Annotated in this window: 12 protein-coding genes; 9 read left to right on the plus strand and 3 right to left on the minus strand. The window is 60.7% G+C overall.

The window, feature by feature from the left end; genetic code table 11:
- From ssb to K3175_RS06875, 5 genes are all read left to right on the plus strand, one after another.
- The gene (gene ssb, locus K3175_RS06855) at positions 1-543 is read left to right on the plus strand and encodes a single-stranded DNA-binding protein (protein ID WP_221542633.1); all 543 of its coding nucleotides are present in this window, start codon (positions 1-3) and stop codon (positions 541-543) included.
- 432 nt (positions 544-975) lie between these two features.
- Positions 976-1,521: a Csu type fimbrial protein gene (locus K3175_RS06860; protein WP_221542634.1), complete on the plus strand. Its 546-nt coding sequence runs from the start codon at positions 976-978 to the stop codon at positions 1,519-1,521.
- A gap of 111 nt (positions 1,522-1,632) precedes the next feature.
- A complete protein-coding gene (locus tag K3175_RS06865; protein ID WP_221542635.1) occupies positions 1,633-2,376 on the plus strand; it encodes a fimbria/pilus periplasmic chaperone in 744 nt (247 codons plus the stop codon).
- 25 nt (positions 2,377-2,401) lie between these two features.
- Positions 2,402-4,873, plus strand: a complete 2,472-nt coding sequence (locus tag K3175_RS06870) for a fimbria/pilus outer membrane usher protein (protein WP_221542636.1) — start codon at positions 2,402-2,404, stop codon at positions 4,871-4,873.
- A gap of 9 nt (positions 4,874-4,882) precedes the next feature.
- Positions 4,883-5,761, plus strand: coding sequence for a hypothetical protein (locus tag K3175_RS06875; protein WP_221542637.1), 879 nt, complete (start codon positions 4,883-4,885; stop codon positions 5,759-5,761).
- Here the strand turns inward: K3175_RS06875 and K3175_RS06880 are convergent, their stop codons facing one another.
- From K3175_RS06880 to K3175_RS06890, 3 genes are all read right to left on the minus strand, one after another.
- A complete protein-coding gene (locus K3175_RS06880) occupies positions 5,762-6,166 on the minus strand; it encodes a hypothetical protein (RefSeq protein ID WP_221542638.1) in 405 nt (134 codons plus the stop codon). It abuts the gene before it with no gap.
- Between the two features lie 292 nt (positions 6,167-6,458).
- Positions 6,459-7,586: a sensor histidine kinase gene (locus K3175_RS06885; RefSeq protein WP_221543156.1), complete on the minus strand. Its 1,128-nt coding sequence runs from the start codon at positions 7,584-7,586 to the stop codon at positions 6,459-6,461.
- The gene (locus K3175_RS06890) at positions 7,586-8,908 is read right to left on the minus strand and encodes a sigma-54-dependent transcriptional regulator (RefSeq protein ID WP_221542639.1); all 1,323 of its coding nucleotides are present in this window, start codon (positions 8,906-8,908) and stop codon (positions 7,586-7,588) included. The genes K3175_RS06885 and K3175_RS06890 overlap by 1 nt, the downstream gene beginning before the upstream one ends.
- A 42-nt stretch (positions 8,909-8,950) precedes the next feature.
- Here K3175_RS06890 and K3175_RS06895 point away from each other — a divergent pair, with 42 nt between their 5' ends.
- From K3175_RS06895 to K3175_RS06910, 4 genes are read left to right on the plus strand one after another with little or no spacing between them, the layout of a single operon-like run.
- Positions 8,951-10,246, plus strand: a complete 1,296-nt coding sequence (locus tag K3175_RS06895; protein ID WP_247710769.1) for an efflux RND transporter periplasmic adaptor subunit — start codon at positions 8,951-8,953, stop codon at positions 10,244-10,246.
- 17 nt (positions 10,247-10,263) lie between these two features.
- On the plus strand, positions 10,264-10,944 hold the full coding sequence (locus K3175_RS06900; protein ID WP_221542640.1) for an ABC transporter ATP-binding protein: 681 nt from the start codon (positions 10,264-10,266) through the stop codon (positions 10,942-10,944).
- A 13-nt stretch (positions 10,945-10,957) separates the two neighbouring features.
- Complete coding sequence (locus K3175_RS06905; protein ID WP_221542641.1) at positions 10,958-13,375, plus strand: FtsX-like permease family protein; 2,418 nt, start codon at positions 10,958-10,960, stop codon at positions 13,373-13,375.
- Positions 13,368-14,636: a TolC family outer membrane protein gene (locus tag K3175_RS06910; RefSeq protein ID WP_221542642.1), complete on the plus strand. Its 1,269-nt coding sequence runs from the start codon at positions 13,368-13,370 to the stop codon at positions 14,634-14,636. Before K3175_RS06905 ends, K3175_RS06910 begins: the two co-directional genes overlap by 8 nt.
- Positions 14,637-14,757 lie beyond the last annotated feature (121 nt).

Consider the following 14,757-nt stretch of genomic DNA (forward strand, 5'->3'; position numbering starts at 1 on the left):
ATGGCCGGAAGCCTCAACAAAGTCATGCTCATCGGAAATCTGGGCGCAGATCCAGAGATCCGCAGCTTCCCGAACGGCGGCAAGGTCGCCAATCTGCGCATCGCCACCAGCGAACAGTGGAAGGATCGCAACACCGGCGAGCGGCAGGAGCGGACCGAATGGCACACTGTCTCGATCTTCTCCGAAGGCCTTATCAACGTGGTCGAGCGCTTCCTGCGCAAAGGCTCGAAAGTGTTCGTCGAAGGCCAGCTGCAGACCCGCAAGTGGCAGGATCAGCAGGGCAATGACCGTTATTCGACGGAAGTCGTGCTCCGCGGCTTCAACGGGACGCTGACCATGCTCGATGGTCCCGGCGGCGGTCAGGGTGGCGGCCAGTCCGGTGGCGGCTATAGCGGCGGAAGCAGCAGCGGCGGCGGCTCGCGCGGCGGAGACTATGGCGGCGGTCAGTCCGGCGGCGGCTGGAACCAAGGTGGCGGCTCCTCCGGCGGAAGCCAGGGCGGCAGCTCGAACTACGACGATCTGGACGACGATATTCCGTTCTAAGGCTCTCTGGCTCAGAGTATCCTCGACCGTTTGCTGACCAGTCTGTAGGCTGGTTCAACTAGTGGTGAGTCCATTCTCGCCGATAAGGTCTGAAGCCAGCGCTATCGATGCGCTTAATTCCAATTGCGATCCAGGCCCGATTTTATCGGTGGCTGGCTCGCGAGCCGGAAGCCTGTTTCTGCATCTTCAGTAAAGCCACAATCAGCAGCAGTGACAAGCATATCGAAGCCAAGGCGATCTGCGGATCGGGGCATCTTGGCACTGCATCAAACTGGGACAAAGGCGGATCTCTCGGACCGGACTAAGTAATTCTTCGTAGGTCGATGTCGTCGCTGTTCGAGGCTGATTCGAAGCTATTTGGCTTTGGGGTCAAACTCGAAATTGCGCATCGAAGTCTATTTTCGATCATTCAGTCTACGAGAGGGTACCCCAATGAAAAAGCTTATTTTCGCGACCGCGTCGGCCGCTCTGTTCAGCACCGCTGCTTATGCCGGCGATACCGATAGCCAGAGCTTTACCATCAGCGCGAACATCCTGCCAGAGTGCAGTGTCGAGGCTCCCGAAGACGTGAATTTCGGCAATCTGGCAATCAATGAAGATCCCGGCGAAAGCGCGCTTGAGGGCACTTTCGGTCGCCGCACTCAGACCCAGAACATTTGGGTCAGCTGCAACTATGGCGCCGACATGTCGATCGCTGCAGATTCGATGACCACCGACGAAGCGAACGACGGCCCTGATGCTAGCGATTTCACCAATGTCATTCCGGTTCGCATGGGTCTCGAAGCATCCGACGGCACGGCGTTCCGTAAGATGTTCTTCGACTCGCTGACCAAGGACGGTGATTCCAAGTCGAACACCGATGCCTTCCATGACCGCGCGAAGCTTTCGGTCGTCGTCAATCAGGAAGACCTCAAGGGCAAGCGCCCTCTCGCCGGCGCATACTCGTCCACTGCGACCGTCAATCTCGGCGCTATCTGATCGCGCTGATGTGATTGATCGGGAGGGGGCTGAAGGTCCCCTCCCTACCTTCCCTGCTACGCGGGCGAGTGGCCCGTAGGGGCAATAAATATTTGGAGGTGGGCCGCAATCATGGGAACTCTGATACGCCAAGGATTGAAGATCCTGGCTGGCTTCGGGCTGATGTTCTATCCTGTAACCGGCCAGGCAGCCAAGATTTCTCCGATGATCGTCGAGTTGAAGCCGGCAGGCCAGAACTCGATCGCCCGGGTCGAGCTGACGAATGACAGCTTGCGCGATATTCCCTTCGAAGCGGTGATGATGCGCGGTGTCATCACGGAAGATGGCGAGTTGGAGATGTCTCCTGCGGAGGAGCAATTCCTGGTATTCCCCGCGCAAGCAATCGTCGAAGGCAATTCTCAACAAGTTTTCCGCGTCCAGTACGTGGGCGAGCCCGAGCTCTCTCAATCGGAAATCTATTATCTCGCGCTCAGGCAGGTGCCGGTCGAGTTCGAGGGTGAAACCTCGCAGGTGCAGATCGTGGTCAATTACAACGTCCTTGTGAACGTTGTCCCCGATGGCACCGCCCCGGTTGCTGCGGTGGCGGAAGTTAATCCGTCAACACAGGACGAGAAGGATGGCCTCAGCCTGCTGGTGCGTAACGATGGCAACCGGTATTTCATGGCCGGGCTTTCGGATTGGATCGTCACCGGCACGACGTCGGACGGGAATCGTTATGAAGGCAAGTTCAAGGGGGGTGAACTGACACGCCACATTGGCGTTGGTGTGGTCGGCCCGGGACGTACACGCCGCTTCTTCCTACCCACCGATGTCAAGCTGAGCCCTGGCAGCGTCCAAGTCGAAATCAATCCCTGAGATCATGCAGGGTGGGGGCCAAGGCATGAGCGGGCTGGCGAGCAGGATTGCGATTTCTGCCGCATTGGCAGCAGTGGTGCCCGCACCCGCGTGGGCGCAGAAAATCGCTTGGCAAACCGCGCCATCGCAAATCCCCGCCGGCCAGAGGAAAATCACGTTCGCAGTACCGCTTGTTTACGGGGAACGCGTTCTTGGCGACGTTGTGGTCGAAACATCTCCCTATGGCGGAGAGACCCGGATCGAACGAGAAAGCCTGCGCCTGCAACTGGCGCAACTTTTGAACGAAGATGGACTCCGTGCGCTGGACGATGTCCTGGGAAGCGCTCCATTCGTGACTCCGGCTCGTCTAGCGGCCGCCGGTTTTCCAGTGCGTTTCGACGACGGTCGCCTGGAATTGGTCGTGGAGACGCTAGCGGGTGAATACCGGCCAGTAAGCTCTCTGGGCGGCGAGCGGTATTCACCGATCCCATCCGAGCTACCGACAATTGAGCCGGCTGAGTTCAGCGCTTACATGAACATTAACGCGAACCTGGATTATTCCGACAGCGATGGGGCCGACGAGCCGAGCTTTTTCGCGTTCGGCGCGGCGCGATACCGCGACGTCGTTCTCGAGTTCGACGGCGCTTTGACCGGCCAGTTCGGCGAAGACTACCGGTTCTACCGGCGCAGCGTACGCGCGATCTACGACGATCCCGAAAGCTATCACCGCTATCAGGCGGGCGATCTTCGGCTGAATACAATACCAGTTTTGAGAACGCCGTTCATCGGCGGGGTGGCCGTCGAGAAGCGGCGGAGGATATTCGATCCGTTCATTGCGGTCCCGCTTTTGAGTGGGCGCGAAATCTTTCTCGACAGCCGGTCGGATGTGGAAGTCATTGTGAACGACGATGTCGTCCGATCGCTACAGCTTGAACCCGGTCGTTACGATTTCAGCAATCTCCCGCTGGAAACCGGCTCGAATGATGTGCGTGTCGTAATCACCGATTCAGCAGGCCGGCGACAGGCTATCGACCTCGACTATTTTTTCGAACCGCTCGACCTGGCAGTGGGCGAAGACGAATATGTTCTGGGCGCCGGCTTCATTGCGAGGGATATAGAGTTCGAGCCCGACTATACCGGCGATCCGGTCGCCACGGGCTATTATCGGCGCGCTTTGAACGAACAACTCATTCTGGGCGGCGCGCTGGAGATCTCGGAAGACGTGCAGGTCATCGCCGCGGAAACAACGTTCGTGCCGCAGGTGATACCCGGCGTCATCGATGCGCAGATCGCGACGAGTTTCGCTGACGGAACGGGACTATCGGTACGCGCAGGGTACCGAGTACAAGGCGGAAACAGCTTGGCGAACCGTCGGCAACTGAGCGTCACCGTCGATTACGAAAGCGCGAACTACACCACGATTGGCGACATATTCCCCAGCGACTTTGATCTGCTGACTGTCTCGGGAAGCTACACCCAATCCCTCACCGAGAGAACCTACGCTAGCGCCGGGGTGCTCTACTCGAAACGCGGAGGCAACCGGGAGGATCGCAAGCTTGCCTTCGTCGACGTCTTCCACCGTCTGACAGACCGGATGAGGCTGACCGGCGGGCTGGTCTTTGGCGAAGACGAGTTTACCAGCAAGAATTTCGGCGTTCACCTTGGTCTCGCCTGGCAATTCGGCGACCGCAGCCGCCTGAATGCGGACTACCGCAGCCGCAGGGAAACCACCCGGGTTACTGCATCGCGCGGATCAGACAACTCCGTCGGTTCCTTCGGATATGATGTTGGCTTCTCCGATACGCGGGGATCGACAAGCGTCGACGGCAGCGTCAATTATGTCGGCAACCGGTTTGATGCGCGCGCGACCGTCATCTCCAGCGGGACCGGGTTCGGAGATCTCACATCCGACCAGCGCGCCCGCCTTCAGATCGGTACATCACTTGCCTATGCCGACGGTTCGTTCGGCATCGGTCGTCCCATCTTCGACTCCTTCGCGGTGCTGAAGCCGAACAATGTTCTCCGCGACCAGGAAGTGATCTCCGGCCGGTCGCTCAGCAATAACGAATATACCGCCCGCAGCGGCCCCTTGGGGGCGGCCGTTCAGTCGGATCTTTCATCCTATAATGTGCAATCGATACAGTTCGACCTGCAAGGTGCGGATCAGGTGGTTGCCGTCGGCGACGGTACGGCGCGCGTCGAGCCCCGGTTCCGTTCCGGATACAAGATCGTGGTGGGCGATTCCCGCTTTGTCAGCGCCGTGGGCACGTTGAGCGTAGGCGGCAGCCCGGCCGAACTCTGGTCGGGGACCATCACCTCGGTCGATGACGAAGGGTTCAAGCCAATGCCCTTCTTTACCAATTCAAGAGGCCGCTTTGGTATCATCGGTCTTTCACCTGGAAAGACGTACAGCGTCACGATTTCGCGCGAGGGTCGGGAATTCGAGATAACCGTCCCTGAGGACAACACCGGTCTGCTTCGTCTCGACGAGGTCAACCTGCCAGCCAGCGAGGATTAGGAGAAACGCATGCATAATTTCGTCAAGGTGCTCGCCTTTGCCGCGCTCTTCTCCACGCCAGCCATGGCCAAGGATTGCGAACCCCAATTTGCCGAACCAAGCACCACGGTAACGGTTTCGGGCGTCACGATCGGCGCCAACGAGGTTTCTCGCGAGAACTTCAACATTCGCGTCCGCAATGACGGAAACGGGCGCTGCACAGCCAATATTCGCGTCGCCCGGCTCGATGGCGCCACTGTGGGGGCACCGCTTGCCTACAATCTGCGTTCGGGTTCGAACACGATCGATATCCTGCCCACCGAAGGCTCTGCTGCCACTGCAGAAAGCGATTTTCTGGTCAATGGTATTCCCGGCGGGTCAAACGGCCGCGCCGTTCCGTTCATTGTGACGGTTCCCACCCGGTGGGGCCTCGAAGCGGGATTCCGGAGCGAACAGTTCCTGCTTTCGTTGCTCGACTCTGCGGGGGAGGTCGTTGACCGACACATCCTGACGATCAACATGACTATTCCGTCGTCGGTGAGCATGCGGCTCGTCGGGGCGACAGGCACTGATTCCATTCGGTCGGTCCAGCTTGGCACCATCGGAAAGGACAAGCCGAACCAGTCGGATCCTTTCGGCGTCCGGGTGTGGAGCACCTCACCTTACAGCGTGAGTTTCAGTTCCGAAAATGCCGGCGTGCTGGAACATGAGGCCGGGCTGGACCGCATTCCCTACGACTTGCGAATGGACGACATGCTGGTGAACCTCGCAGCGGGAAGCGAGTTCACGATACCGAGCGTTGCGCCGCCGCTGGGGATCATCCACCGGTTAAGCATCAAGGCAGGACCTGCCGCGGCGAGGGCCGGAAGCTATTCTGATCGGGTGACGGTTACGGTTTCGGCGCTGTGATCAGAATTGCGCCAAAGACAGGCTGATCGCCATACCGCTGCCGAGATTTTCCGAGCGAACTGCGATCGGTTTCCTGCTCATGCGTGGACCGGAACGGAACGCAATGGGGGAGTGGCCGGAAGCGTCGAGCACAACCGATTCTCCGTCGAACTCGATCTCGACTTTTTCATCGGCTGCAAGCGAACGATGATTTGCGAGGATATGGTATCCGCGAGACGAGTTACAGAACTCGGTCAAGGTTCCGCGAACTTCGCCTGAACCGGTGTCAATGGAAAGCGCATCGGATGCGATGTCACAGCGTTCAGGAACAATGGCAGAAACAGAAAATCCCTCAACATCACGCTGCTGCGCATGAGCCGAAGTACCGCATATCGCCAAAGCCAGAATAAGAGATGTTTTCCGCATCGCCAGTCTCCAAGATGGTTACTGACTACCCCGAAATAGTTAATTTTACCACAATACGTCCCGAACGGGTTAGAAGAGCAATCTTCAGCCTTTCGATTTCGTTTTGCTTTCAGTTGATTAAACAAAGTCCGCTGCGGCATCGCATGCAACGCCAGCCATCTCGCCTCAGACCGGGCTTATTCGAATCGGTGCCGCGCGTTGTCTTTCGATCGCTGCGACTCATCGATCAGCAAGAACGCCGAGGCTGACGGTGCTCAGGCTACCTTCCGGGAAAGCGTTTCTGGAGCCGTCGTCATCGGATCTCAATCCGGAAGGTGGTGGGGGCGGAGCCCACGAGTTCGAGAGAGCCGCCATGAGCCCGCGCGATCTGGCGTGCGAGGGAAAGGCCGATACCTGAGCCATCCGGCTTGGTCGTGTGGAAGGGCCGGAAAATCAACGCCGCACTTTCGGGTCTGACCCCAGGGCCGCTGTCGGTAACTGTGATCGTCAGGCGGCCTTGCCTGATCCACGCGGTGAGCCCGACCTGCGTGCCGCCCTGCGCATCGGCAGCTTCGGCGGCGTTATTCAGCAGCGCCCAAACTGCCTGGTGCATCTGATCGCGATCCATGATCCAACGGTCACTGGCGTCATATTCGATCGCGAGTGTGGCAGACCATCGCTCTGCGAAAAGCCGCGCAATGTCCTCTACGAACTCGGCGAGCGGGACCTCGGCGAGGCGAGGTTCGGGCAGGCGGGCCAAGGCACGATAATTGGTTGCGAAGCGCTCGAGGCCCTCGGCGCGGCGCGCAAGCGGCCCCAGAATTTCCTTCAGCAGTTCTGCATCCAGCGGTTTTCGCGCGGCAGCCATCTGCGCACTTTCTGCAAGTGAGACAATCGGTGACAGACCGTTTAGCAATTCGTGGCCTAGAATCTCGATCAGGTCGGCGCTGGCTCGCGCTTCAGCGGCAAGTTCTTCGTGCTCGACATCGATGAGAGCCGCGACAGTCAAGTGTGCGGAAGTTTCGACGCGATCGATCCGCCACAAGCGACCTTCGTGGCGCAAGGTTTTTGCGGAAGGATCAAGGAGGGCAGCAGGGGCGGGCACGATCCGGTGATCCGAGCCGAAAATAGTGCGCGCCTTTCGGTTGAGAACCCGAACCGCGTCTGGCTCGATGGCAAGCAGGGGGGTAGGGGCAGCGTCGAGGAGCAAGCGATGCACGGTCGTCTCCTCGTCGATACCGCCGCCTTGACCCTCCGCCGGACGCAATGGAAGTTGCGCAGCATTCCACCACGCCAGCGCCAGCATCCAGAGAGCCGACAGAAAAGCTCCGGCGAACAGTCCCCAGAGGCCATTGTTCCAGGCGTGAGTGCATATGAGGCCCGATGCGATCAGACCTCCCCCCAGCGCTGATGCCCGCCACCCTCGCCCGTGGTAGAGCATCACAGGCCGTGGCGCTCCATTCGCCGGTAAAGCGCCCCCCGACTCAATCCGAGCGCCTTGGCGGCGTGACTGACATTGTGATGATGTTCGGCCAGGGCTGCTGCGATCATCGCCTTCTCGGACCGATCAAGATCGAAATTGACGCTGCCGCTCGGCGCATGATCGTTTGTCCTTGCTGGTCCACCGAGCGCGAGGGCGGCCGTGTCGATCGTACCGTTTTCATCAGCTAGCAGCACTGCCCGTTCCATTGTTGCGGCAAGGCCACGCACCTGATCCGGCCAGTCTGCTTCGCGCAAGGCGATTTCAGCTGCTTCCGTCAGGCGGGGAACAGGGCGTCCGAACCGCTCCGCTGCGTCCAACAGGAAGTGCCGTGCCAAGAGAGCGATATCGTCGCGCCTCTGGCACAGCGCAGGAACTGCAAGCTCGATCGTGGCGATACGGCGCCGAAGGACTGGGGTGAGGTCCTCAATCCGATCGATTATCGCGATCGGACGTAGGTTGGCGGAAAGGTTTGCGGCAAGCCGATCCTGCTCGAGCTCGTTCAGCCGGTCGGGATAACGCAGGATCACCGTCCCGGAAGAATGCGCGTGGTTTTCAAGCGCATTCTCTTCCCGCAGGTCGAGGATGTTGGGCACCTGGCCGGCATCGGCCGAGGCCGCTTGAACAGTAAGTGCGGCAAGCATGCGGCCCGCACCTGACGGCCCTGTGATCGCCACCCCGGCTCGGGTCGGGGCAACTCTTCTAATTAGGTGGCGCAAATGCTCGACCGCTGCGCTTTCGCCGAGAATGCGCGGAGGCTGCGCACTGCGTTCGGAAGATGGTAAGCCTGCTGGTACGAGTGACGATTTACGCGCGGCCGCACCTTCGACTTTGGCGATGAGATCGGTGTTGCTCCACGGTTTGACGGCAAAATCTCTCGCGCCTGCCTGCATCGCGGCCACTGCCATTCGGATACCGCCATGTGCGGTAAGGACCACGACATTGGTGCCAGGATCGTCTGCCATCAGCCTTTCAAGACATGCGAGGCCTTCCTGGCCGTTGCTCACTCCCGGAGTGAAATTAAGATCCAGTATGACCGCGTCGAACAGCGTTCGGGCAAGCGTGGAATAGGCTTCTTGGGGCGAATGCGCGACAGTCAGCCTGTGCCCGGCCATGCGGAACGCGATTTCCATGGCACCAGCAACTTCGGGTCGGTCGTCGATGAGGAGAATCGTCAGACTGGATTTGACGCTTGACGCAGAGAATTGCTGTCCATTTCCGGACACTGTGTCCGCCGATGGACGGCTGGAGCCTGCTTCTTCGCCAGAATTTCTTTTAATCATATAGACTTAGGTCTTTCGGCCCTGTTCGGCGATACTCGGCTCATGATGACGCACAAAGCCGAACAGTCCAACCCTTTGTCACAGGGCGCGCCCGGCGCGGCGATGGACCGCAAGATCGAAAAAAGCAGTGGCCACTGGTGGCTCGACCGCAAGTTCCTTGGCGGGATCGGAGCCGTCGCACTCGTAGTCCTTGGCTGGAACGCCCTTCCTGCCAGCGGATCGACCGATGTTGCTGGCGATGATCTCCAGATCGGGGAAGTCACTCGCGCGCCCTTCGATGACTACCTGCCAGTCCGAGCCAGCGTTGTCCCTGCCACCAGCACACTGGTAGGAGTGATGAGCGGCGGCCAGCTCGAAGAACTGCTGGTTCAGGATGGCGCATTGGTGACCAAAGGACAGCCGCTCGCCCGGCTTGCCAACCCAGACCTCGAACTGACCGTGCTGAGCCAGGAAGCCCAGATCGCCAGCCAGTTGGGCGGGGTGGCGGGGGAAAACCTCGGCATCCAGCGTTCGCGGGTCGAACGTGCGGGGCTGGTGGCCGCGACCGAATACGATCTGATCCGGGCACGCCGCGATCTCGATATCCGTCGCCGGTTGCACCAGAAGGGCTTTGTCTCCGACGCAGGCGTGAAGAGCTATCAGGAAGAAGTCGATTACCAGACCCGGCGTCTATCGCAGCTTCGGCGGGGCAGTGCTGCCGAGGCCGGAATAACCGCGACCCAGGGGCGAATGCTCGATGCCACTCGCGCGCGCTTGCAAAGCAACCTCGCCGCCGTTCGCGGCAGTCTCGATGCGCTGGTGATACGCGCGCCGATGGCGGGCCGGCTCACCAATTTCTCGCTCCAGCCAGGGCAGACGCTGGCTGCAGGCGATCCTGCTGGGCAGGTCGATAGCGAGGGCGCTTGGAAGCTGGAGGCGGAAGTGGACGAATATTATCTCGGACGCGTAGAACTGGGCCAGAAAGCGCGCACCTCCGAAGGCGCCATGCTGACGGTATCCAAGGTCCTGCCGACTGTCACCGACGGGAGGTTCCAAGTGGAACTGACATTCGACCGCCGACCGCGGCAGGATCTCAATCGCGGACAGACACTTGACGTGCGGATCACCCTCGGCGCTTCAAAAGCGGCCGTGATTGCGCCGGTTGGCGGCTGGCTGAGCGATGGCGGTTCATCGGTGTTCCTCGTCACTGGAGACGGAGAACACGCGAGCCGGACCGGGGTGACCATCGGTCGCCGAAACCCGCGACAGGTCGAAATTCTGTCTGGCCTCGAACCGGGCCAACGCATCGTCACCAGTAATCTTGCCCGGATCAAGGGCGACACCATCAATATCCGCTGAACAGAGGGATTATCTTCGTGATCAAGCTCGAGAATATCGAACGCCGTTATATCTCCGACGAAGTCGAGACCACTGCTCTCCTCGACGTCAATCTGGCCGTGGCAAGCGGCGAATTTCTGGCCATAATGGGCCCATCGGGTTGCGGCAAATCGACCCTGCTCAACACATTGGGAACGATAGACCGGCCGACCTCGGGCCAATACTGGTTCGGCGATACGGATCTGGCCGCCATGGGCGAAAAAGATCTGGCGAAATTTCGCGCAGCCGAGCTGGGCTTCGTGTTCCAGAGCTTCAACCTGATCGACGAACTGACGATCCAGGAAAACGTCGCGCTCGGTCTTGCCTATCGCAAGGATGTGGCGGGAAACAAAGCGGAGCGGGTGGCGGCGGCGATGGACACCGTCGGCATCGCCCACCGCGCACGCCATTTTCCGCACCAGCTTTCGGGTGGTCAGCAGCAGCGCGCCGCGATCGCCCGCGCCATCGTCGGCCAGCCCAAGCTGATTCTCGCCGACGAGCCGACCGGCAATCTCGACACCGCCAATGGCGAGCAGGTGATGAACATCCTGACCGCGCTCAACGACGATGGCGCGACCATTGTGATGGTCACCCACTCGCCGAGCCATGCCGATATGGCCAAGCGCCGGATCGACATGCTCGACGGCCGCATCGTCGCCAGCGCCATGCGTGCGATCTGAGGGAGGGGACGCCATGAACCGCTTCGCGCTCCTGTCGCTCTATCGCTCGCTCACCCGGCACAAACTGTACGCCGCGCTCAATATCGGCGGGCTGGCAGTGGGGATCGCCGTGTTCCTCGTGCTGGGCCTCTATGTCCGCTTCGAGACCAGCTACGAGACCTGGCTGCCGCACTATGACGAGGTCTATTTGGTGCAGACGGACAGCCGTGTTCCCGATCAGCCGTTCAGTGGCCGACACCATTGGACGATGGGGGGACTCCTCGAACAGCTGCGCGAGGACTTTCCCGGCATCGTGGGCACCCGCATCGAACCGATGGGCGCATCGATTATCCAGGACGGCGTTGCGGTAAACGAAGATCTGAAACGTGCCGATGACACGTTTTTCGATGTGTTCGACTTGCCCATGGCCGCGGGCGAGGGACGTCGGGCGCTGGCTGATCCGGGCAATGTGCTTATCTCGCAAAGCGTAGCCGAACGCTTCTTCGGCAGCAGTGATACGGCCATCGGACAAACCATGACCGCGACGATTGATCACGAAACACGCTCGGTGCGCGTCGCAGGGGTATTCGTGGATCTGCCGCCAAACAGCGAGCTGGAATTCACTATGCTCACCCGGCTGCCAGACGATGCCGACAGCCCTTGGTGGAGCAATTGGGGGAGCACCTCGCTTCAGACCTTCCTCCGGTTTTCCAATCGGGAAGACGCTCGCCAATTCGAGGCCGCGACCAACGCCTTCGTGAATCGCCGCGCGACCGATAATTACGAGGCACCTGCCAGCGACCAGATCGGCATCAATCTCCTGCCGATTGCCGACTGGCATCTGACGCCCGAGGGCCGTGAGCCGGACAGCCGTCGACAGTCCGTCGCTACTCTGGGGATCGTCGGCCTGCTTACGCTGCTGATAGCGATCGTCAATTACGTGAACCTTGCGACATCCCGTGCCGCCTTGCGCGCCCGCGAAGTCGCCATGCGCAAGGTGTTGGGCGCCGATCGGGCGGCATTGATCAGACAGTTTCTGACGGAAGCCATCGCGACCGTCGCAATAGCGGGTCTCCTCGCGCTCATTATCGTCGAACTGACGCTCCCTTTCATCAACGCTGCTGGTGGGTTGGAACTAAGCATCGCCTACCTGGGAGGCGATGGCGTTGTCGTGCCGTTGATCCTGCTTTCTCTCGTGATCGGACTGATTGCCGGAGCCTACCCTGCGTTTCTGCTCTCTCGCTATCCCGCTGCAAGCGTTCTCGCTTCAGCCAAGGCGCCGGGCGGCGGGCGGGCAGGTACTCGCACCCGGCAAGCGCTGGTTGCAGTGCAATTCGCGCTCGCCATTGCATTCATGATCGGCACGGCCGTCCTTTTCGCCCAAACGCAGCACCTGCGCGATTCCGATCTCGGTTTCGACCGCGAAGGCCTGTTGCTTGTGCGATCGATGTATCTGCTCGATGATGAGGCTCAGCGGCGGGCTGTCCAATCTCGTTTGGAGGCGCTCCCCTCCGTCCGGTTCGCATCAATGAGTGACGGGGTGGTCGGCGGAGGCACTTCCACTAATGTCGATTCATTCGCCGAAGGTGGCAGCCCACCGATCTCCATGCGGCGCATCGCGATCGGGCCAGCTTTCTTTGAAACCTACGGTACGCGCCTTCTCGCCGGCCGCTATCTGGATGCGCAGCATGGTATGGATGATGCCACCAGCTTGGAGTGGGAAGAACCGCAGAATGTCGTCATCAACACTTTGCTGATGCGTTCACTCGGCTATTCCGATCCTGCAGAGGCAATAGGTAAGCAGATAGGTCGTGGCGCGCCTCCCCGGACGATTGTGGGGGTGGTCAACGATATGCGGTTCCTGTCACCGCGTGAGCCCGTCGATCCGACCTACTACACTTACTATGAGGAGCCGAAATACGGCGTCATGACCTTGCGTTTCACGGGCGACCCCCGGGTCACGACCGAACGCGCACGCGAAGCGTGGACCAGCGTGGCGGGGGAGATACCGTTCGAGGCTGAGACCGGCACCGAAAGCTTGCAGGAATTCTACGAGGATGACGAACGCGCTACTCGCCTGTTCGCCATCGGCGCGGGGCTGGCCGTCCTGATCGGCATGGTCGGCCTGTGGGGGCTTGCCTCCTTCAACACCGCGCGGCGGGTTAAGGAAATCGGCATCCGCAAGTCTCTTGGTGCGTCGGCCACCGATATCGTCAAATTGCTGGTCGGCCAGTTCATGCGGCCTGTCCTCATCGCGAACATCATCGCGTGGCCGCTGGCATATTGGGCGATGCGGACATGGCTGGCGGGTTTCGACGACCGGATCGAGCTTTCGCCGGTTCATTTCATAGGAGCCAGCCTTATCGCCATCGCGATTGCCGTTCTGACTGTGCTGGGACAGTCGCTGCGCGCCAGCCGCACGGCACCGTCCTGGGCCTTGCGCCATGACTAGGCGCCTGCTGACCGGATTCACGCTGCTCGCAGGCCTCCTGATGATATTTCCGGCGCAAGCCCGGGCCGATACTCTGCGCGAGGCAATCGCCGAGGCCTATGCCACCAACCCCGTGTTGGCCGAAGCCCGCGCCCGGCAGGATGCGCTGGAAGAACAGCCCGAGCAGGCGCGGGCGCAGGGCCGCCCCACGCTTTCTGCCAATGTCGACGCCGGCTATGACGATCTTGGCCGGGGAAATGCGGGCAGTGCCGATCTGCGCGCCGGTCTGCCGATCTGGACCGGCGGAAGAGTGCAGTCTTCCGTGCGGGCGGCCTCGGCGGATGTCGCGGCGGGCGAGCAGGGCCTGCGAGACCGTGAGGCGGCTGTTCTTGAAACCGTCGTGCTGGCCTATGCCGACCTGCTTTTCTCGCAGGAGGCGGTCGAGGTGGCACGGATCGGGATCGAGCGGCTGGACCGGCAGGTGGACGAGGCGAAATCGCGCTTCGATCTTGGCGAGGCAACGCGCACCGATGTCGCCCAGCTCGAAGCCCAGCGATCGAGCGTCATCGCCAATCTCGCGGATGCCGAAGCGGCGCTTGCAGCCGCGCAGGCCGCCTATCTCGCCATCGTGGGAAGGGAGCCTCGTCAATTGGTGGCCGACGTCCCCGCTCCGGCGCTGTTGCCAGGGACCCTTGCGGAAGCAAAAGCTACGGCCGAACGCGCCAATCCCCGCCTGCTCGAACGGCTTCGCATCGCCGATGCTTCTTTCTCCCGGATCGCGCGAGCCCGCGCGGAACGCTCGCCCGAAGTGGGGCTCGTGGGGGCATATGGTCAGGGACTATACGAAAGCGGCGGCAGGCTGAGGCGCTACGACAATGCTGCCAGTCTGGGATTGGCGGTCAGACTGCCGATCTATTCGGGAGGCCTATATGCATCGCAGGTGCGGGAAGCCGAGGCGATCTTTCGGGCCGACGGCTATGCCGCCGATGCAGAGGCGCGTGAAACGATGCGCACGGTCGAAACGGCATGGGCTGGCCTGACAGCGGCGGCTCGGCGCGAAAATGCCAGCAAGGAGGGGCTGGCCGCCGCGCAATTGGCGCTGGACGGCGTAAGGGCGGAATATGAATTCGGTCTGCGCTCGACGATCGATATTCTGCTGGCAGAACAAAGCTACCGCTCCGCACAGCTCGCGCTCGCCAGGGCGCGAAGCGATGTGCTGATAGCACAGGCAGCGCTTCTCCGCGCTACCGGCAGGCTTGATCGAGGGGCCTATCTAAGGTGACGTTATACATCATGATCATTTGATTTCATGCATTTAAGGGATGAACATTCACACCGGATTACAGCGATGGCTTCGGCAGATCGTTGCGCTAGGGCAGCGCGGCAATTCCTATCAAGGTGCG

The sequence above is a fragment of the Qipengyuania aestuarii genome (assembly GCF_019711535.1).
GTDB classification, from domain to species: Bacteria; Pseudomonadota; Alphaproteobacteria; order Sphingomonadales; family Sphingomonadaceae; genus Qipengyuania; species Qipengyuania aestuarii.